Annotated in this window: 14 protein-coding genes; 7 read left to right on the top strand and 7 right to left on the bottom strand. The window is 66.3% G+C overall.

What is annotated here, in order from left to right:
- Positions 1-1,273 (bottom strand): HAMP domain-containing protein (locus tag ACEQZY_RS09170; RefSeq protein WP_370153766.1); only part of this gene is annotated, 1,273 nt, incomplete at its 3' end.
- 161 nt (positions 1,274-1,434) lie between these two features.
- Positions 1,435-3,792, bottom strand: a complete 2,358-nt coding sequence (locus ACEQZY_RS09165; protein ID WP_372530176.1) for a methyl-accepting chemotaxis protein — start codon at positions 3,790-3,792, stop codon at positions 1,435-1,437.
- Between the two features lie 389 nt (positions 3,793-4,181).
- Between ACEQZY_RS09165 and araD the strand changes: the two genes are divergently transcribed.
- Both araD and ACEQZY_RS09155 read left to right on the top strand, forming a co-directional pair.
- The gene (gene araD, locus ACEQZY_RS09160; RefSeq protein WP_370153762.1) at positions 4,182-5,921 is read left to right on the top strand and encodes an L-arabinonate dehydratase; all 1,740 of its coding nucleotides are present in this window, start codon (positions 4,182-4,184) and stop codon (positions 5,919-5,921) included.
- 13 nt (positions 5,922-5,934) lie between these two features.
- On the top strand, positions 5,935-6,717 hold the full coding sequence (locus ACEQZY_RS09155) for an aldolase/citrate lyase family protein (protein WP_341704001.1): 783 nt from the start codon (positions 5,935-5,937) through the stop codon (positions 6,715-6,717).
- A 14-nt stretch (positions 6,718-6,731) separates the two neighbouring features.
- Here the strand turns inward: ACEQZY_RS09155 and ACEQZY_RS09150 are convergent, their stop codons facing one another.
- Positions 6,732-8,852 carry a methyltransferase domain-containing protein gene (locus ACEQZY_RS09150; protein WP_370153760.1) on the bottom strand — a complete coding sequence of 707 codons (2,121 nt, stop codon included), beginning with the start codon at positions 8,850-8,852 and terminating at the stop codon, positions 6,732-6,734.
- 76 nt (positions 8,853-8,928) lie between these two features.
- Between ACEQZY_RS09150 and ACEQZY_RS09145 the strand changes: the two genes are divergently transcribed.
- Complete coding sequence (locus ACEQZY_RS09145) at positions 8,929-9,870, top strand: dihydrodipicolinate synthase family protein (RefSeq protein WP_341703999.1); 942 nt, start codon at positions 8,929-8,931, stop codon at positions 9,868-9,870.
- Between the two features lie 102 nt (positions 9,871-9,972).
- Here the strand turns inward: ACEQZY_RS09145 and ACEQZY_RS09140 are convergent, their stop codons facing one another.
- A complete protein-coding gene (locus ACEQZY_RS09140; RefSeq protein WP_341703998.1) occupies positions 9,973-11,664 on the bottom strand; it encodes a long-chain fatty acid--CoA ligase in 1,692 nt (563 codons plus the stop codon).
- A gap of 195 nt (positions 11,665-11,859) precedes the next feature.
- Here ACEQZY_RS09140 and ACEQZY_RS09135 point away from each other — a divergent pair, with 195 nt between their 5' ends.
- Positions 11,860-13,569 carry an EAL domain-containing protein gene (locus ACEQZY_RS09135; RefSeq protein WP_341703997.1) on the top strand — a complete coding sequence of 570 codons (1,710 nt, stop codon included), beginning with the start codon at positions 11,860-11,862 and terminating at the stop codon, positions 13,567-13,569.
- Here ACEQZY_RS09135 and ACEQZY_RS09130 read toward each other — a convergent pair.
- On the bottom strand, positions 13,566-14,429 hold the full coding sequence (locus ACEQZY_RS09130; protein WP_370153757.1) for a MaoC/PaaZ C-terminal domain-containing protein: 864 nt from the start codon (positions 14,427-14,429) through the stop codon (positions 13,566-13,568). The two genes, ACEQZY_RS09135 and ACEQZY_RS09130, sit on opposite strands and share 4 nt — an antisense overlap.
- Before the next feature lie 115 nt (positions 14,430-14,544).
- Here ACEQZY_RS09130 and ACEQZY_RS09125 point away from each other — a divergent pair, with 115 nt between their 5' ends.
- Positions 14,545-15,393 (top strand): crotonase/enoyl-CoA hydratase family protein, encoded by an 849-nt coding sequence (locus ACEQZY_RS09125; RefSeq protein ID WP_370153755.1) that lies wholly within the window; start codon positions 14,545-14,547, stop codon positions 15,391-15,393.
- A gap of 2 nt (positions 15,394-15,395) precedes the next feature.
- On the opposite strand, the gene ACEQZY_RS09120 is transcribed toward ACEQZY_RS09125, so the two are convergent.
- Entirely contained in the window at positions 15,396-15,812 is a 417-nt protein-coding gene (locus tag ACEQZY_RS09120; protein ID WP_341703994.1) for a PaaI family thioesterase, read from the bottom strand.
- A 135-nt stretch (positions 15,813-15,947) separates the two neighbouring features.
- Here ACEQZY_RS09120 and ACEQZY_RS09115 point away from each other — a divergent pair, with 135 nt between their 5' ends.
- Positions 15,948-17,138 carry an acyl-CoA dehydrogenase family protein gene (locus ACEQZY_RS09115; protein ID WP_370153753.1) on the top strand — a complete coding sequence of 397 codons (1,191 nt, stop codon included), beginning with the start codon at positions 15,948-15,950 and terminating at the stop codon, positions 17,136-17,138.
- Positions 17,139-17,183: 45 nt separating this feature from the next.
- Entirely contained in the window at positions 17,184-18,326 is a 1,143-nt protein-coding gene (locus ACEQZY_RS09110) for an acyl-CoA dehydrogenase family protein (RefSeq protein ID WP_341703992.1), read from the top strand.
- A gap of 187 nt (positions 18,327-18,513) precedes the next feature.
- On the opposite strand, the gene ACEQZY_RS09105 is transcribed toward ACEQZY_RS09110, so the two are convergent.
- The coding region (locus ACEQZY_RS09105) for a hypothetical protein (protein ID WP_370153751.1) at positions 18,514-18,735 on the bottom strand (222 nt) is incomplete at its 5' end.

The following is an 18,735-nucleotide window of genomic DNA, read 5'->3' as shown; positions in this document are numbered from 1 at the left end:
GCTCGCGCGCCTCGCGCTCCTGGCGGCGCTTCTCGGAATCCTCGCGCTGCTGCGATATCTCCGCCTCCGCCTGCTCACGCGCAATCATGCTGTCCTTGAACACCTGAACCGCGCCAGCCATCTCGCCGATCTCGGCACCGCGGTCGACATAGGGAACGGCGACACTCAGATCGCCTGCGGCAAGCTGTTTCATCGACAGGGTCATGCGCTGGATCGGGCCGCTGACCCGCCACTGCACGATCAGGAAACCAAAAACGGTAAAGACGACGGCCGCCATCAGCATGGCGCCATTCAGGACCAGGCTGCGCTGCGCGATACCCTGCTGGTTGTCGGCGCGGCGGATCAGCTCATCCAGTGCCGTATTGGCGATGGCATTGAGCATGTTCAGGTTCTCGACCACGGCCGGCTGGTACTTCGACTGCGGAACCGGCGATTCCTGGCCATTGGAGAAGGCATTGACGATGGCCTGACGCTCCTCGCCGATCGGACCGGTGAAGAAGGCCCTGGCGGTGTTCACCACCTCACGCACGGGCGCGGGAGTATCCTCGCGTGCTGCTATACCGGTGACGATTGCCCAGGCGGTGGCGGTGCGGCCGGCATCCTCGGCATGGGCCATGATTTCCGGCTTGCCCCAGCTCTGCCCGGCCGACATGGTCGTAAGGATGCGCAACACCAGAGAACCCGCATAATTGCGGATGGTCCAGGCATTCTGCTTCACGCTCAGCAGCTGATCCACAACCGGGTCGACCAGCTGCAGGGAGGTTTCGAGGAAGTCGGACGCGCCCTGGACAGCGTCAAGATAGGCTTGGGTGGTCTTGGCCCATTCTGCAGCAATCGGCGCTTCGCGCTGCGCTTTCGGCAGGCCGATCTGCGCCATCATTTTTCCCCGCATGGCTTCCACGGCTTCGTGGGCCGCTTTCAGTCTGGCCAGAACCGGTGCGGTGCCAGGCAGGTCGGTGAGCGCGGACAGTTTCGAAACGCCGGTCGCATAGCCGGTTTTGGTTGCTTCGCGCTGGTTGTCGATGCCCTCGACGGTGTCTTTCGAGGCCGCGGCATCGGCACGCATGGCAATCAGGATGTTGCCGCGTTCCAGTCGGTGCTGCTGCAGGCTGTTGAAAAAGGCCTGGCTGATCGGGGCGAGGGTGGCAACCTTGCGGGCGGCCTCGTTGCGCTCAATGGCTGCGGTCAGGGATACGACGCTCAGCGCGACGAGCAGCAGGCCAAGGACGCCGATGACCAGCCCCAGCGTGGTCCGGATGGAAAAAGACGGCATGATTGCGGTTCCCTCAATGCCTCCCATGACGGGAGAATATCAGCGAGGTTAAACTAGCCGGCCTTTTGCGCGCTGTATGGCGTAAAACCATACAGGTTATCAATAAATAACCCTTCCCGGGCGGCCGTTGTCGACAGGGGGCTGCCGGCAGTGGCCGTGGTTCAGAATTCCTGCCAGTCGTCATCCCCGCCGGCAGCAGCAGCCGGGGCCGGCGGTGCGGCGGGTTTTGCTGCCGGGGCCGGCGGATGGGCGGGCGGTTTCGGTGCAGCCGGATTCGATGCAGCCGGCTTCGGCGCCGACGGCTTCGCTGCGGCGGGCTGCGCGGCGGCCTGCTTCGACGCCGCCGGGGCTGTGGCACCGCCGGCCCGGCCATCGAGCCTGAAAAAGCTGACCAGCTGGGCGAGTTCGGCAGCCTGGTTGCTGAGCGCCTGGGCCGAGGCCGAGGTCTCCTCCACCAGGGCGCCGTTGCGCTGGGTCATCTCGTCCATGCTGCCGACAGCCGTGTTGATCTGGTCGAGGCCGGTGGCCTGCTCGCGGCTGGCCGCCGCGATCTCGGCCACGATATCGCTGACCTTCTTGATGGCGGTGACGATCTCGGTCAGCGAGTTGCCGGTCTGGTTGACCAGCGACGCGCCGGTCTTCACCTGGGCATTCGACGTGGCGATCAGCGCCTTGATGTCCTTGCTGGCATTGGCCGAGCGCTGCGCCAGCGCGCGGACTTCCTGCGCGACGACGGCGAAGCCTTTGCCCGCTTCGCCGGCGCGGGCTGCCTCAACCGAGGCATTCAGCGCGAGAAGATTGGTCTGGAAGGCGATCTCGTCGATCAGGCCGACGATGTCGCTGATCTTCTGCGCGCTCTCCTCGATCCGGGTCACCGCGGCCACCGCATCGCCGACCACGCTGCCGCCCTTCTCGGCGGTGTCGCGGGCGGCCACCGCCAGCTGGCTGGCGGCCTGGGCATTGTCGGCATTCTGCTTCACGGTTGCCGTGATCTCGTGCATGGATGCCGCGGTTTCCTCGATGCTCGCTGCCTGGCTCTCCGTGCGGCTGGCCAGGTCCTGGCTGCCGGCGGAAATCTCGGCGGAAGCGTCGCGCACGGTATGGGCGGTGTCACCCAGGCGCCGGGCGATGTCGGCCAGGCGGTCGGCCATGGCGTTGGCGCCGGTTTTCAGCTGGCCGAAAATGCCCGGATAGTCCTTGGTCAGGCGCTGGCTCAGGTCGCCGCCGGCCATGGCGCCGATCACCGCAGCAATCTCGCCGGTCATCGCCTGGCAGCGGTCCGACATGGTGTTGAGCGCTTCGCCCAGCGATTTGATGAAGCCGCTGCGCTGGCTGACATCGACACGGTCGGCAAAGCCCTTGTCGGAAGCGCCCTCGATCAGGGCAACCATCTCGTTGCCGATACGGATTTCCTCGGTGCGATCCGCCCACTCGACCACGGTGCCGACCCGCTGGCCGCGCTTGTTGACCGCCGGGTTGGCGATCAGATCGAAGGTCCGGCCGCCGACCACGATGCGCGAACGGTAGGTGTCCTTCAGGGCTGCGAGCAGGCGGCGCTGGTGATCCGGGTTCTTGTGAAAGACGTCAACGTTTTTGCCGACCAGTTCGTCGGCATTGAAATGCGGCAGATCCCTGCGGATGTCGGATTCGGCATTTTTCAGAGTGCGGATAACGGCATTGTTGCAATAGATGATGGTGTTGTTTTCATCGGCAATCATCACATTGGCAGTGACGTTGTCGACACCGCAATTGGCCCGTGCCGCGGCAATCGAGGTCTGCTTCAGGGCTTCCGTAGCGCGCGCCATGGCCCCGATTTCGTCCTGCCGCGTGGTCCCTTCCACCGTGACGTCGGTATTGCCGGCGGCTAGTTCCTGCAGGGTGCCGGTCGTTGCCGCAATCGGCCGGCGGATGCCGCGGGCGATGATCCAGGCCGTCAGCAGGGTGAGGGCAAGGATGACGGCGGCGGCGGCGATGAAGGTGGTCAGCGCGTTGCGGAAGCGGGCGTCGAAATCATCGAGGTAGATGCCGGTGCCCAGCCAGATGTCCCACGGCTTGAAGGGTGCGGCATAGCCAAGCTTCGGCACCGGCACGTCGCTGCCGGCCCGCGGCCACATGTATTCGAGGAAGCCGCCGCCGCCCTGGGCGATGTCGCGGAAGACGCGGATCAGCTCGAGCCCGTCCTTGGCCTTGAAGCCGAGCATGTTCTGGCCTTCCAGTTTCGGGTTGCCGCCATGGATGACATTCACGCCGTCGAAGGTGTAGGCGAACATGTATTCGGAGCCGGCGAATTTCATGCTGCGGATCGCCGTGTAGGCCGCCTTCTGGGCCTCGTCCTTCGACAGTTTTCCGGCGGCGACCTCGCCCTGGTAGGATTGCAGGATCGCCATGGCGGTTTCGGTGATGTTGAGAATCTTGGCCTGCTCGCGGTTTTTCAGGCCGGTATGCAGGTTGCTGGCGGCGATGGCGGTCAGGATTGCCAGGGCAATGGCAATGAAGGCGGTCAGCAGCGTCAGCCGCATTCCAATGGTCATCCGGATACCCATGCGATCCCCTGTTGCGTCTGTGGGCAGCGGAAAATGCCGGCCGGTGGTGGCAGCTTCCGGTTGTCCTGCAGTCGGGCACAAGTCGGAGTGGATTTCCAGAAAAAATTTACTACTAAATCCGCATACAAATTAATTACAACCGCAACCAGACGCTGGCGGATTCCGGTCCGCAGTGCCGGCCGGCCAGGTGGGCCGCGGTCGCGGAGACAAAAGCCGGCCGCGGTCTCCGGGCCGGGCGGCTGGGGTGCGGTGAAGTGGATTCCGGTGTCTCGTCCGTGTAGGGTCTTTTGCCCGTCTGCCAGCGGGCGCAAACCAGAAAGTTCGGAACCCAGAGCGTTCAGAACACAGTCCGGGAGGAATAAGGCATGAATGCCGGTGAACGCCGCCGCAGGCGGCCCGAGGATCTGCGCAGCCATCGCTGGTTCGGTGTCGACGACCTGCGCTCCTTCGGCCATCGCTCGCGCAGCTACCAGATCGGTTTCGCCCGCGAGGATTTCGCCGGCAAGCCGGTGATCGGCATCATCAACACCTGGAGCGACATCAATCCCTGCCACACCCATTTCCGCCAGCGCGCCGAGGAAGTGAAGCGCGGCGTGTGGCAGGCCGGCGGCTTCCCGCTGGAACTGCCGGCGATCAGCCTGTCGGAACCGTTCCAGAAGCCGTCGACCATGCTGTACCGCAATCTGCTGGCGATGGAGACGGAAGAGCTGCTGCGCTCCTATCCCATCGACGGTGCCGTGCTGATGGGCGGCTGCGACAAGACCACGCCGGCGCTGATCATGGGTGCGATCAGCATGAACATCCCGGCCATCTTCATGCCGGCCGGGCCGATGCTGCGCGGCAACTGGCGCGGCAACACGCTGGGCAGCGGCTCGGATGCCTGGAAATACTGGGCCGAGCTGCGCGCCGGCAATATCGACCAGGCCGCCTGGCGCGAGATCGAGGAGGGCATTGCCCGCGGCCCCGGTCACTGTATGACCATGGGCACGGCCTCGACCATGGGGGCGATCGCCGAAACACTCGGCCTGACCCTGCCCGGTGCCAGCTCCATCCCGGCGGCCGATTCCGGTCATGCCCGCATGGCCAGCCAGACCGGCCGCCGCATCGTCGAGATGGTCTGGGACGACCTGAAGCCGTCCGACATCCTGAGCGCTGCGTCGTTCGACAATGCCGTGACGCTGGCGATGGCGGTGGGTGGATCGACCAACTGCATCATCCATCTGGTGGCGATGGCGGCGCGTGCCGGCATCGATCTGCCGCTCAGGCGCTTCGACGAGATTTCCCGCCACGTGCCGGTGATCGCCAACCTGCGGCCGAACGGCAAATACCTGATGGAGGATTTCTATTTCGCCGGCGGGATCCGGGCGCTGCTCGGCAACCTGACGGAGAAGCTGAAGCTCGACTGCCAGACGGTCAGCGGTGCGACGCTGGGCGACAATATCGCCGGTGCCAAACCTTACAACGACGACGTGATCCGCCCGCTCGACAATCCGGTCGCCGGTTTCGGCGGCCTTGTCGTGCTGCACGGCAACCTGGCGCCGAACGGTGCCGTGATCAAGCCGAGCGCCGCCGACCAGAAGCTGCTCAGCCATACCGGGCCGGCGGTCGTGTTCGACGACTACAACGACATGGCGGCGCGCATCGACGATCCCAACCTCGATGTCACCGCCGACAGCGTGCTGGTGCTGCGCAATTCCGGACCGCAGGGCGGCCCCGGCATGCCGGAATGGGGCCAGCTGCCGATCCCGAAGAAACTGCTGCAGCAGGGCGTGCGCGACATGGTGCGGATGTCGGATGCCCGCATGAGCGGCACGTCGTATGGCACCTGCGTACTGCATATCTCGCCGGAATCCTATATCGGCGGGCCGCTGGCGCTGGTGCGCAGCGGCGACCTGATCGAGCTGAACGTGGCCGAGCGCCGGCTGGACCTGAAGGTCTCCGAAGCGGAGCTGGCCGCCCGCCGGGCCGCCTGGGTGGCGCCGCCGCCGCGTTACCAGCGCGGCTATGGCGTGATGTTCGCGCAGCACATCACCCAGGCCGAACGCGGCTGCGATTTCGACTTCCTTCATGCCGGCGCGCCGACGCCGGAACCTGAAATCCACTGAGAGGACCCCGGCGATGCAACTGCCCAAGAACGCCTTCAAGCGCGCCCTGAAGGAAGGCCGGCCGCAGATCGGCCTGTGGAGCATGCTGAGCAGCCATATCGTGGCCGAGATCGTCGCCACCGCCGGCTTCGACTGGGTGGTGCTGGATACCGAGCATTCGCCGAACGAGCTGCCGATGGTGCTGCAGCAGCTGCAGGCGATGCAGATCGATGCCAATACGGCGACGCCGGTGGTGCGGCCGGCCTGGAACGATCCGGTGCTGATCAAGCGGTTCCTGGATATCGGCTCGCCGAACCTGATCCTGCCCTTCGTGCAGGATGCCGAGGAGGCACGCCAGGCGGTCGAGGCGACCCGCTATCCCCCGAAGGGCATCCGCGGCGTGTCCGGCAACCAGCGTGCCAACCGCTACGGCCTGGTCGCCGACTATCACAAGCATGCCGAGGAGGAAATCGGCGTCATCGTGCAGGTCGAGACGCTGGGGGCGGTCAGCCGGATTCCGGAAATCGCCAGGGTCGAGGGCGTCGACGGCATCTTCGTCGGCCCGGCCGACCTGTCGGCCGATGCCGGCCATCTCGGCAACAGCAGTCACCCGGAGGCGCAGGCGGCAATCATGAAGGCGCTGGAACTGTGCAAGGCGGCCGGCAAGCCCTGCGGCATCCTGGCGCCGGACGAGAATGACGCGAAGCGCTATTTCGATGCCGGCTTCACCTTCGTCGCCGTCGGTGTCGACCAGGGCCTGCTGGTCAAGGCGACCCGCGAGATCGTGCGGCGGTTCCGCAGCCATATCGGCGGCTGAGGGCGGCTGCCGCCTCAGCGCCTGTGGCGGACCCAGAAACGGTAGCAGTTGGCGAACAGGTCGGGATTGGCCTCTTCCATCTTCGCCCAGTTGGCGAGATCGGTGGCGATCGGGTCGCCCGGAAAGCGCTGGCGGTATTCCTGCAGCGGCTGCGGCGAGGTGAATTCGAAGCCGAGGAATTCCAGGCCGGCGCCGGCGATCAGCTCGCGCAGCTGCGCCGGCGTGTAGCGGTGTTCCTGCCGGTGGAAGACGAGGTCGCGCAGGTCGCTGAGCGCATGGAAGGCACTGGACTGCGCCAGCCGCGCCGCCAGCTGCGGATCGAGCTGCCAGACCTTCCTGCGGAAGCGGCGCACATCGTCGGGGCTGTCGCCGAAGCCGTGGCGGGCGATCAGCTCGCGGGCCGCCACCACGTCACGCCGTCCCAGCTCGCTGTACAGGCCCAGCATCATGTAGCCTTCCGGCTTCAGCAGCCGCACCAGCTGGGCCAGCCCGGCACCGGGATCGCGCAGGTGATGCAGCACGCCGAAACTTTCGATCACATCGAACTGGCGGCCGATGCTGCCGATGCGCAGGATGTCGGCCTGGGCGAATTCGACATTGCGGATGCCGTTCTCGGCCGCCTTGCGCGTGGCATAGGCGAGGCTTGAGCGGCTGAGGTCGATGGCCAGAACCTGCGCCTCGCTGTAGCTGGTGGCGGCCAGGATCGCATGCAGGCCGGTACCGCAGCCGGCGACCAGCACATCGGTATGGCCCGGGCCCGATGTCGCTGGAATCGTCTGCAGCGGCAGGGCGGCCCGCAGGCGCATCGGCACGGTCAGCGGCGTGCCGAGGATCGGCTGGTTCCAGCGCGGGAAGGGGCTCTCCTCGTACATCGCCTGCACGTCGCGGCTGACCGTGTCGTCCACCGGCGTCAGTGCCGGCAGGCCGGCAGCCAGGGCCCGCTCGGCCAGCGGCTCGTCGATCTGGGCGCGTTTCAGGGCGGCATAGGCTGCCGGCCAGGCCGCGGCCGACAGGCGTGCGGCATCCGGCCGGCGATACAGCGGTTCATAGCAGGCCCAGACCGCAAAACGCGCGGCGTCGCTGCCGGGATCGGCGCCGGCCAGCAGCCGATCCAGCTGCGGCAGCAGCTGTTTCTCGGTGTTGCTGACCGGGTCGACATATTCGGCCTGGAAGCCGCGGATGGCCAGCAGGCGCAGCAGGCGGCCATGCCGGTCCAGCGCCGCCGGATCGGCCAGGGCGAGATGCAGGGCGCCGCGTCGCAGGCCCTGCAGCCGCCGCTCGACGGCGGTGTCGCTGACCAGGCCATGGGCCATCCAGGCGGCGAAGACCGGCTCGGCAGACAGGTCGGGGCAATCCGGAGCCGCCAGGATGCCGGCAGCCTCGGCCGGCAGGGCATTGTCGATTGCGGCCAGGGCGGTGAAGGCGGGGGCAAGGCGGATGCTGCTCTGGACCAGCGGCGCCAGGTCGCGCGGCTCCACCCCCGGTTTGCCCAGCAGCGGCAGCACCACGGCCATCAGCGCCGGGTCCGGCCGGTTGAGGCGCAGGTCGCGCAGCGAGCGGGCAAAGCCGGCCTGGTAGCGCACCGAATCCGGCACGAATTGCAGGGCGCGGCGGAAAAAGCCGGTCGCCCGCTTGCTGTCGCCCTGCGCCAGCAGCGCGTAGCCCAGCATGTAATTGGTTTCGGGGTGCTTCAGGTTGTCGTTGAAGGCGGTGAACAGGGCACCGACGGCGGCGTCCAGCGCACCTTCCGCCATGAAGACATGGGCCAGGCCGATATAGGCATCGGGCAGCGTTTTGTTCAGGGTCAGCGCGGCGCCGAAACTCTGCCGGGCTCCGTCCCGGTCGCCCATCGCCAGCAGGATATGGCCGAGGGTCAGATGGTAGTTCTCGAAATGGTAATCCGCCGCGATGGCCTGCCCGACCAGGTCGCGGGCGCGCTCGAGCTCGCCGCGCTGCAGGGCGATGTATCCCTGCAGATGCAGGGCATCGGCAAAACCCGGTTCCTGTTTCAGGAGACTGTCGAGAAAGCCCGTGGCCTGGTCGAACTTGGCGGCTTCGATGGCCCGCATCGCGGCGCGCAGGATGGGCAGCAGATGGGCCTTGTCGGCGACAGCGTCGGATTCCGGGGCTGACATTTCGCTTTGCAGCAGAGGACGGGGACGGATTACTCTCGATTCATACTAGGAGGAATGCCCGGAGGGAGCAAACATAATGAAAACAACGCCTGTTACGCCTGCCGATCTGGCCCGCTCGGTTCTCGCGGTGCCGCCACTGGCCCGGTATTCCGACCTGACGCTGAATGAAGAGGCCAACCGGCAGCTGATTGCGTATCTGGAAGCCGGCGGGGTCAGCACCCTGATGTATGGCGGCAACGCCAATTTCTACAATCTGCCGCTCAGCGAATATGCCGAGGTGCTGGAGTTCCTGTGTGCGGCGGCCGGCCCGGATACCTGGCTGATTCCGTCCTTCGGGCCGGATTACGGCCGGCTGATCGACCAGGCCCGTATCCTGCGCGGCTCGCGGGTGCCGACCGCGATGGCCCTGCCGCAGACCTTTCCCGCCACCCCGGACGGTGTCGAGGTCGGCCTGCGCCGCGCGGCCGTCACCATGGGCAAGCCGCTGATCCTCTACATCAAGGCCGAGAACTACATCGCGCCGGAGGCGGCGGCGCGGCTGGTGGGCGAAGGACTGGTCTGCATGGTCAAGTACGGCGTCGTGCGCGACAACCCGGCCGACGATCCCTATCTCCGGAAACTGCTGGACTATGTCGATCCGAAACTGGTGGTCAGCGGCATCGGCGAACGGCCGGCGATCACGCATCTGCGCGACTTCGGCGTTGCCGGATTCACGTCGGGCGCGGTCTGCCTCGCGCCGCGCGGCTCGATGGCCATGCTGGCGGCGCTGATGCGTGGCGACGTGGCCGAGGCCGAACGCCATCGCGAGGCCTATATGCCGTTCGAGGACCTGCGCGACGGCATCAGCCCGATCCGGGTGCTGCATGACGCGGTCACGCTGGCCGGCATTGCCGATATGGGGCCGATGCTGCCGCTGATGAGCAATCTCGCCCCGGCCGAACAGGACCGGGTCCGCCCGGCAGCCCAGGCCCTGCGCGCCCGCGATGCCGCGCTGGCCGAGGCGGTGGCGGCCGAGTAGGGACAGCCGGCAGTCCGGCTGCTCCGCCGGAACAGGCCGGAGGGCAACAAAAAAAGCCCGGGGTTCGCCCCGGGCTTTTTCCTGTCAGGCAGGCGGCAGCCGTCAGCCGGCCGCCTTCTTCATTTCTTCCTCGACCAGCTCTTTCTTCGACAGCTTGCCGATCAGGGTCTTGGGCAGGGCATCGCGGATTTCCATGGCCACCGGCATCTCGTGCTTGCCCAGCTTGTCCTTCAGGAATTCCTTCAGTTCGTCGAAGGTGAGGGTGGCGGCACCCGGCTTCAGCTTGATGAAGGCCTTGGCCGACTGGCCGCGATACTGGTCGGGGATGCCGATCACGGTGCATTCCTCCACGGAAGGATGCTCGTAGATGGCTTCCTCGATATTGCGCGGATAGACGTTGAAGCCGCCCGACAGGATCATGTCCTTCTTGCGGTCGACGATGAAGACATAGCCTTCCTCATCGAGATAGCCGACATCGCCGGTGTGGAAGCGGCCGCCGGCAAAGGCTTCCGCCGTTGCCTCGGGCTTGTTCCAGTAGCCCTTCATCACATTGGGGCCGGTGATGCAGATCTCGCCGGTCTGGTTGACGCCCAGCACCTGCAGCGGATTGTCGACATCGACGATCTCGATGGTCACGCCGGGCAGCGGCAGGCCGCAGGAGCCGCGCTTGCGCTTGCCGCCGTAGACGGTCTGGGTGCCGGCCGGCGAGGTTTCGGTCATGCCCCAGCCCTCGATCATCTTGTGGCCGGTGACCGTCTCGAACTTGTCCTGCACCTCGACCGGCAGCGGCGCGCCGCCCGATGCACAGAATTTCAGGCCCGAAAGGTCGTAATCCTTCAGGTTGGGCAGATTGATGATGGCGGCATACATGGTCGGCACGCCGGGGAAGATCGAAATCTTCTTCTTGTGCAGATCCTCGATCACCGCCTTCAGCTCGAAACGCGGATGCAGGATGAATTCCGCGCCGATGATCAGCATGCGCAGCAGCACCGCGCTGAGACCGTAGATATGAAACATCGGCAGGACCATCAGGACCCGTTCCTTGCCGTCTTCCAGCAGATTGGCGCCGTCGGTCCAGGCGGCATACATGTTCACCGTGGCGGTGATGTTGCCGTGGGTCAGCATGGCGCCCTTGGGCTGGCCGGTGGTGCCACCGGTATACTGCAGGATCGCCACTTCCTCGGCCGGGTCCTTCACCGGATGCGGCGTGTAGCGGCCGTCATTGGCGATCAGGTCGGCAAAGCGGACATGCCGGTCATCCTTCGGCACTGCGGCGATTTCCTTGCCCTTGACCAGCGGGAACAGCAGGTTTTTCGGGAAGGGCAGGAAATCCGGCAGCCGGCAGACCACCACCTTCTTCAGGCGGGTGGTGCCGACCATCTTGCCGATATTGGTGTACAGCGCGTTCAGGTCCAGGGTGACGATGATGTCGGTCTGGCTGTCCTCGATCTTGTAGCGCAGCTCGCGCTCGGCATCGAGCGGGCTGTAATTCACCACCCGGCCGCCAGCCTTCAGGATGGCGAAGAAGCAGACCACGTAATGCGGCGTGTTGGGCAGGAACAGGCCGACATGCACGCCGGGGCCGACGCCGAGCTGCTGGAAGCCCTTGGCGGCGCGGTCGATCAGGTCGGAGACCGTGGCATAGCTCAGCACCTTGCCCATGAAGTCGAGGCAGGGCCGCGGAGCAAAGCGCGCGACGGCATCGTCGAACAGGGTCCAGATCGGCTTGGCCTGGAAATTCTGCGTCCAGGTTACGCCGGCCGGGTAGGATTTTTCCCAGAACGGTGCGGTCATCTTCTCTCCCCTTGGAATTCTGTTCCGGTCGGCGGGCCGCCCGGGTTGTGCCGCCATTCTAGGGAAATCCGCCCGTCCCGCGCAACGTGGCGCAGCGTCAAGGGCAGGAATGGCCGCCGGGCCGGTTGCACTGCGGTCGCCGCGCTGGCACACTTCCGGCAACGGGTTTTCCACAATTTTTGCCAAGGGGCGACCATGGGCGGCGGCGCCAGGGACATGCGGGCGGAACGCGACCGGTTTGTCGCTTTCGCCTTCTCCGCGGCCGACCTGATGCTCGAGGTGGGCGGCGAGGGCGAGGTGCTGTTCGTCTCCGGCGCCGCCCGGCTGCTGACCGGCCGCGACAGCGGCGACCTGCTGGGCCAGCAATTCAGCGGCCTGGTGGACGAAAGCGACCGCCATTTCATCCTCAACCTGCTGGCCGGGCTGTCGGTCGGCGGCCGTATCGAGCCGGTGACCATCCGGCTGCAGCGGCCCGACGGCAGCCCCGGGGCGACCTGCGTGCTGGGCGGCTGCTGCCTGCCGCGCCAGGAGGGCCGCTATTACCTGACCCTGTCCAATGCCCGGCTGCCGCAGGCCGAGACCGCGCTGGCCAACAAGCGCGACTACCAGACCGGGCTGCTGACCACCGAGGATTTCGAGGAGCGCGCCGGCGACCGGCTCAAGCTGGCCCGCGAGCTCGGCTCCGAGGTCAAGCTGACCCTGATGGAGATCGTCGGCCTGCAGCGGCTGGCGGAAAGTCTGCCTCCGGAGGAAAGCCAGGCCCTGCTGAACGATGTCGGCGCCCTGCTGCGCGGCCAGTCGATCGGCGGCGACACCGCCGCCCGCATCGATCCGGAGAAATACGGCATCCTGCATGCGGCGCCGCTCGACCAGGATTCGGTGGCCCGCCAGGTGCGCGACCTGCTGCGGCGCAGCGGCCCGGCCGGGGCGGCGGCGGCGGTCGACGTGCACGGCGCCACCCTCGACCTGCATGCCAAGGGCATGAGCGACGAGGATGCCGCCGGCGCCATGGCCTTCGCCGTGCAGCGTTTCGTCAGCGAAGGCGCCGACAGCTTCACGCTGCGCTCCACCGAGGACAGCCTGAAGGCCCTGCTGAACTCCACCGTTTCGCGGGTGCGGGCGCTGCGTTCGGCGGTCTCGGCGCGCAAGTTCCAGCTGGTCTTCCAGCCGATCGTGCGGCTCGACACCCGCACCCTGCACCATTACGAGGCGCTGTCGCGCTTCGAGGATGGCGGCTCGCCCTTCGAGACAATCCGGCTGGCCGAGGGCGTGCACATGATCGGCGAATTCGACCTCGCCGTGGTCCAGCGCGTGGTCGACCTGCTGGCCGAGCGGCGCCGCCAGGGCGAGGTGATCGACGTGGCCGTCAACCTGTCCGGCCACAGCCTGGAAAGCACGGTCTTCCTTGCCGCCCTGCGCGAGATTCTCGCCCCCGATCCGGCCCTGCGCCGCCAGCTGATCTTCGAGATCACGGAATCGACCCAGATCACCAACCTGGTGCATGCCACCAATGCGGTGCGGCAGCTGCGCGAGGATGGCCATTCGGTCTGTCTGGACGATTTCGGCGCCGGGGCCGCCTCGTTTCCCTACCTGCAGGCGCTGGATGTCGATTACGTGAAGATCGACGGCGCCTATGTGAAGGCCCTGCAGCAGCAGGGCCAGGCCCGCGACCAGGCCATCCTCAAGGGCATGGTCTGGCTGTGCAAGGAACTCGGCATCGGTACCGTGGCCGAGATGGTCGAGACCGAGGACCAGGCGCGCCTGCTGCTCGATTTCGGCATCGATTACGGACAGGGCTACCTGTTCGGCCGGCCCGACCCGGAGATGCGGCTGGAACCGCTGCGTCTCGACGACGAGCCCGGCGGCCGGCGCAAACCGGCCGGCATGGGGCTGAAACGCAGCTAGCGCAGCTCGATCTTGCCGTGATCCAGCACCACCACGTCGCGCTCGACCAGCCGGGCGCGGAACGAGACGGTTTTGCCGTCGCGCCAGATTTCCGTATGGATGCTCTCGCCGGGGAAAACCGGCGCGGTGAAGCGCGCCTCGATATGCGCCACCTGGGCCGGATCGTGGTCGCAGGCGGCTTTCACCACCGCGCGCACCGCATGGCCGTAGGTGCACAGGCCGTGCAGGATCGGCCGCGGAAAGCCGGCGGCTTTCGCGAAGGCCGGATCGGCATGCAGCGGGTTGCGGTCGCCGCATAACCGGTAGAACAGGGCCTGGTTGGGCTGGGTCTTTGCCGTCACGCCGACATCCGGGTTGCGGTCGGGAATCCTGTGTGGCTGCGGCGGGCCGTCTTCCGGCTTGCGGGCCGGGCCGCCGAAGCCGCCGTCTCCTCTGGCAAATGTGGTCGACAGCAGGGTGACCAGCGGCTCGTTGGTGGCGGCATCGCGGATGCTGTTCTCGATCAGCACCACGGCGCCCTTGCCGGCACCCTTGTCGAAGGCGTCGCGGATGCGCAGCTTCGACTTCACCCGGCCCTCCGGCGCCAGCGGCCTGTGCAGGGTGACCCGCTGCTCGCCATGCACCACCATCTGGAAGTTGATGCCGGTCTTCGGCGCCCAGCTGTCGTCCCAGCAGATCACGGTGGCCAGCCCGGGCAGCGCCTTCAGGTTTTTCTCGAACACGAAGGGCAGTTCCTCCGCATCCATCGGGTCATGGCCCATGCCGACGCTGAGCGCGTAGAGCATGGTGTCGCGCTCGGTGTAGCTGAACGCCTTCTCGGGCAGGTCCAGCCGCATCAGTTCGTCATAGACAATGGCCATGGTTCCTCCGTAAATCTCTTGGCATAAATCTTTTGCCGGAAGCTTAGCCGCGTCCGCAGAGGCGCACCAGCCTTGACGTTGCGTCAGGCGCAAGAGAGGAAGCGGGAGAGGAAACATGCCCTACGAGACTTTCGACTTTGCCGTCGCCGACCATGTGGCGTCGATCACCTTCAACCGTCCCGACAAGGCGAATGCGATGGTTCTGCCCTTCTGGCAGGAGATGGTCGATGTCTTCGCCGAGATCGAGGACCGTCCGGAGGTCCGCGCCGTGGTGATCGCCTCGACGGGAAAGCATTTCACCGGCGGGCTCGATCTCTCGGCCTTTGCCAACATCGCCGGCGACATGATGCAGGGCGACCGCGGCCGGGTGGGCGAGCAGATGCGCCGCACGGTGGCCGAGATGCAGGAAACCTTCGCGGTGATCGACCGCTGCCGGGTGCCGGTTCTGGCGGCCGTGCAGGGCGGCTGCATCGGCGGCGGCGTCGACCTGATCTCGGCCTGCGACATGCGCTATGCCACCACCGATGCTTGGTTCTGCATCCAGGAGATCAATATCGGCATGACCGCCGATGTCGGCACCCTGCAGCGCCTGCCGCACCTGATGCCGGCGGGCCTGGTGCGCGAACTGGCCTACAGCGGCCGGCGCATGCCGGCCGACGAGGCCTTCCGCTGCGGCCTGGTCAACAGCCTGCATGACAGCCACGCGGCTCTGCTCGACGCCGTGATGCAGGTGGCCAGGACCATCGCGTCGAAATCGCCGCTGGCGGTGCACGGCAGCAAGCAGATGCTGAACTACACCCGCGACCACAGCACGGCGGATGCGCTGGATTACATGCAGGTCTGGCAGGCCGGCATGTTCCTGACCCAGGACCTGATGGAGCAGATGGCGGCCAACCAGCAGAAGCGCGAGGCGAAATTCGCCGACCTGCTGCCGGCCAGGAAGATCGTGCGCCGCAGACGCTGATCTCAGTCGACGCCCAGCAGCTTCCAGATCCCTTCGGCGGCGAACACCGTCTTCTCACCCACCGTCATCGTGCCCTGCACGAAGATCAGGCTGCGGGTCTGGCGGATCACGCGGCCGCGCATCTCGACCCAGTCGCCGGGTTTCACGGCCGCCGTGAACTGGCTGTTCAGGCTGACGGTGGCGCAGGGGCGGCGGTCGACCAGGTCCCAGACCAGCCAGCCCAGCATGTGGTCGGCGAAGGTCATCAGCATGCCGCCATGCACCACGCCGCGGGAATTGGTGTGGCGCTCCTCGGCCAGCAGGCCATAGGCGGAGGCGCCCTCCGCTTCGCGCTTCGCGAAGATCGGGCCGACCAGCTGGGTGAAGGGGCCCTGGCCGTGGCGCTGTTTCCAGCCGGCGGCAATGGGGTCGAAGGTCATCGGACTGCCTCTGTCTTGTGCTTGTCCACGCTTAGAGCAAAAAACCCAGCCTTTCCGCAAGCTTGACGCCGCGTCATACGCTTGCCTGCCGGGCGGCGCGGTCCTAACCTCTGGCCCGGTCCAGGGAGAACAGCCATGAATCTGGAATTCACGGCCGCAGAACAGGCTTTCCGCGAAGAGGTGAGCGCCTTCATCGCCGCCAATCTGCCGCCGGCACTGGCGGCGAAAAGCCGCGACAACATGCATCTGGCCAGGGAGGACTATGTCGCCTGGCACCGCGCCCTGCATGCCCATGGCTGGGGCGCGCCGAACTGGCCGAAAGACTATGGCGGTCCGGGCTGGAGCGCCGTGCAGCGCTACATCTTCGACGAGGAGACCGCCGCTGCCGATGCGCCGCCGCTGGTCCCCTTCGGCATCGCCATGGTCGGCCCCGTCATCTACACCTTCGGCAGCGATGCGCAGAAGCAGCGGTATCTGCCGCGCATCCTGTCGATGGAAGACTGGTGGTGCCAGGGCTATTCCGAGCCGGGCTCGGGCTCGGACCTCGCGTCCTTGCGCACCCGCGCCGAGCCCGATGGAGACGATTATATCGTCAACGGCCACAAGATCTGGACCACCCAGGCCCATTACGCAAACATGATGTTCTGCCTGGTGCGCACCGATGCGACCGTGAAGCCGCAGGAAGGCATCTCCTTCCTGCTGATCGACATGAAGACGCCGGGCGTGACCGTGCGGCCGATCATCTCGATCGACGAGGGCCATGGCGTCAACGAGGTGTTCCTCGACAATGTGCGGGTGCCGAAGGCCAACCTGATCGGCCAGGAAGGCAAGGGCTGGACCTATGCCAAGTTCCTGCTGGGCAACGAGCGCACCGGCATCGCCGAGGTCGCCACGTCCAAGCAGCGGCTGAAGCGCCTGAAGGACATCGCCCGCGCCGAGCGCAGCATGGGCGCGGCCCTGCTGGAGGAGCCGGCCTTCCGCGACAGGGTGGCCGCCGTCGAGATCGACCTGCTGGCGCTGGAATACACCAACCTGCGCATGCTGGCGGCCGAGCAGGGCGGCAGGGGGCCGGGGCCCGAGGCCAGCATGCTGAAGATCCGCGGCTCGGAAATCCAGCAGGCGATCACCGAACTGGCCGTCGAGGCTCTGGGCTATTACGCCGCGCCCTACGAACACCGGCCCGATGGTTCCAACCAGCCGCCGGTGGGGCCGGATTACGCCCAGGGCCGCATGGAGGCGTTTCTGTATAACCGCGCCACCACGATCTATGGCGGCTCCAACGAGATCCAGCGCAACATCATCGCCAAGATGGTGCTGGGCCTGTAACCTGACGCCAATCACACAGACGACAGAAGCAAGAGGATACGAGGGATGGATTTCCAGCTTTCCGAGGAGCAGACCCTGCTGGCCGACAGCGTGGAGAACTGGCTGCGCAAGGAATACGACTTCGAACGCTGGCGCAAGCTGGTGAAGACCGATCTCGGCTACCGGCCCGAGAACTGGACCCAGATGGCCGAGCTGGGCTGGCTGGCCATCGCGCTGCCGGAGGATTTCGGCGGGCTCGGCGGCGGTGCGGTCGAGACCATGCTGATCGCCGAACGCTTCGGCAAGCATATGGTGGCCGAGCCCTTCTTCTCGACGGTGATGCTGGGGGCCGGGCTGATCCAGGCTGCCGGCAGCGATGCGCAGAAGGGCGAATGGCTGCCGCAGATCGCCGAAGGCGCCGCCAAATGGGCCTTCGCCCATGCCGAACATGGCAGCCGCTTCGTGCTGCATGAGGTGAACACCGCCGCGAAGAAGGCGGATGCCGGCTGGACGGTCACCGGCAAGAAGATCGTGGTCTGGGATGCCCCCAGCGCCGACAAGATCATCGTGCTGGCCCGCAGCGCGGGCGGGGCGGCCGACCGCACCGGGCTCGGCCTCTTCGTGGTCGATGCCAAAGCCGCCGGCGTGACCCGGCAGGATTATCGCACGGTGGACAACCGCCGCGCCGCCGACATCGAATTCAAAGATGCTCCCGCCGTGGCGCTGGGTGATTCAGGGGGCGACGCGGCCGGCGGTCTGGCGGCGGCCGAAGCCGTGATCGACCGCGCTTTCGCCTGGCTGGCCGCCGAGGCGGTGGGCTGCATGCAGGCCCTGCATGACACGACGCTCGCCTATGTGAAGACGCGCAAGCAGTTCGGCCGCGCCATCGGCGACTTCCAGGTGATCCAGCATCGCCTGGTCGACATGATGATGCAGGTGGAAGCCTCGCGCTCGCTGGCCATGCTGGCGACGCTGAAGGCGGATGCCGAACCGGCCGAGCGGGCCAAGGCGGCGGCGGCGGCGAAAGTGCAGATCGGCAGGGCCGGCAAGTTCGTCGGCCAGCAGGCGATCCAGCTGCATGGCGGCATGGGCATGACCGACGAACTGGATGTCGGCCATTACATGAAGCGCCTGATGATGATCGACACCTGCTTCGGCAATGCCGATTACCACCAGCGCCGCTTCGCCGCCCTGTCCAGCGCGGCCTGACACGGCGACCGCCCGCATACAGGATTTCGGCATACAGGATTAAAGCAGGCCCCGGTTCACGCCGGGGCCTTTTCCTTTCCACCGAGCCAGGTGGAGCCAATTGCGGTTCGCGACGGTTCGTGGCGGTTCCTCCCGGTTCGTGGCGGTTCGAAGTGGTTCCGTCCGGTTCGCGGCGGTTCATTCCGGCTCATTTTTCTTCGTCGTCCCCGCGAAAGCGGGGACCCAGCAACACCAGTTGGTCTGGGTTCCCGCTTTCGCGGGAACGACGAGGGGGAAATCCGCGTCTTTCTGTTTTGATCGCAGTGATATCACCCGCGCCGCATACCTGCGCATTCACGCCGGCCCATGCCGGCCGGCGCATTCCCTGTGCGGATTCACGATGTCCGTCAGCTCTGAAAATCATCTTGAC

The organism is Ferrovibrio sp., from assembly GCF_964218355.1.
In the GTDB taxonomy this organism is placed as follows: domain Bacteria; phylum Pseudomonadota; class Alphaproteobacteria; order Ferrovibrionales; family Ferrovibrionaceae; genus Ferrovibrio.
Note: the sequence above shows the minus strand (reverse complement) of the source record. Positions and strands in the feature narration are given on the sequence as shown.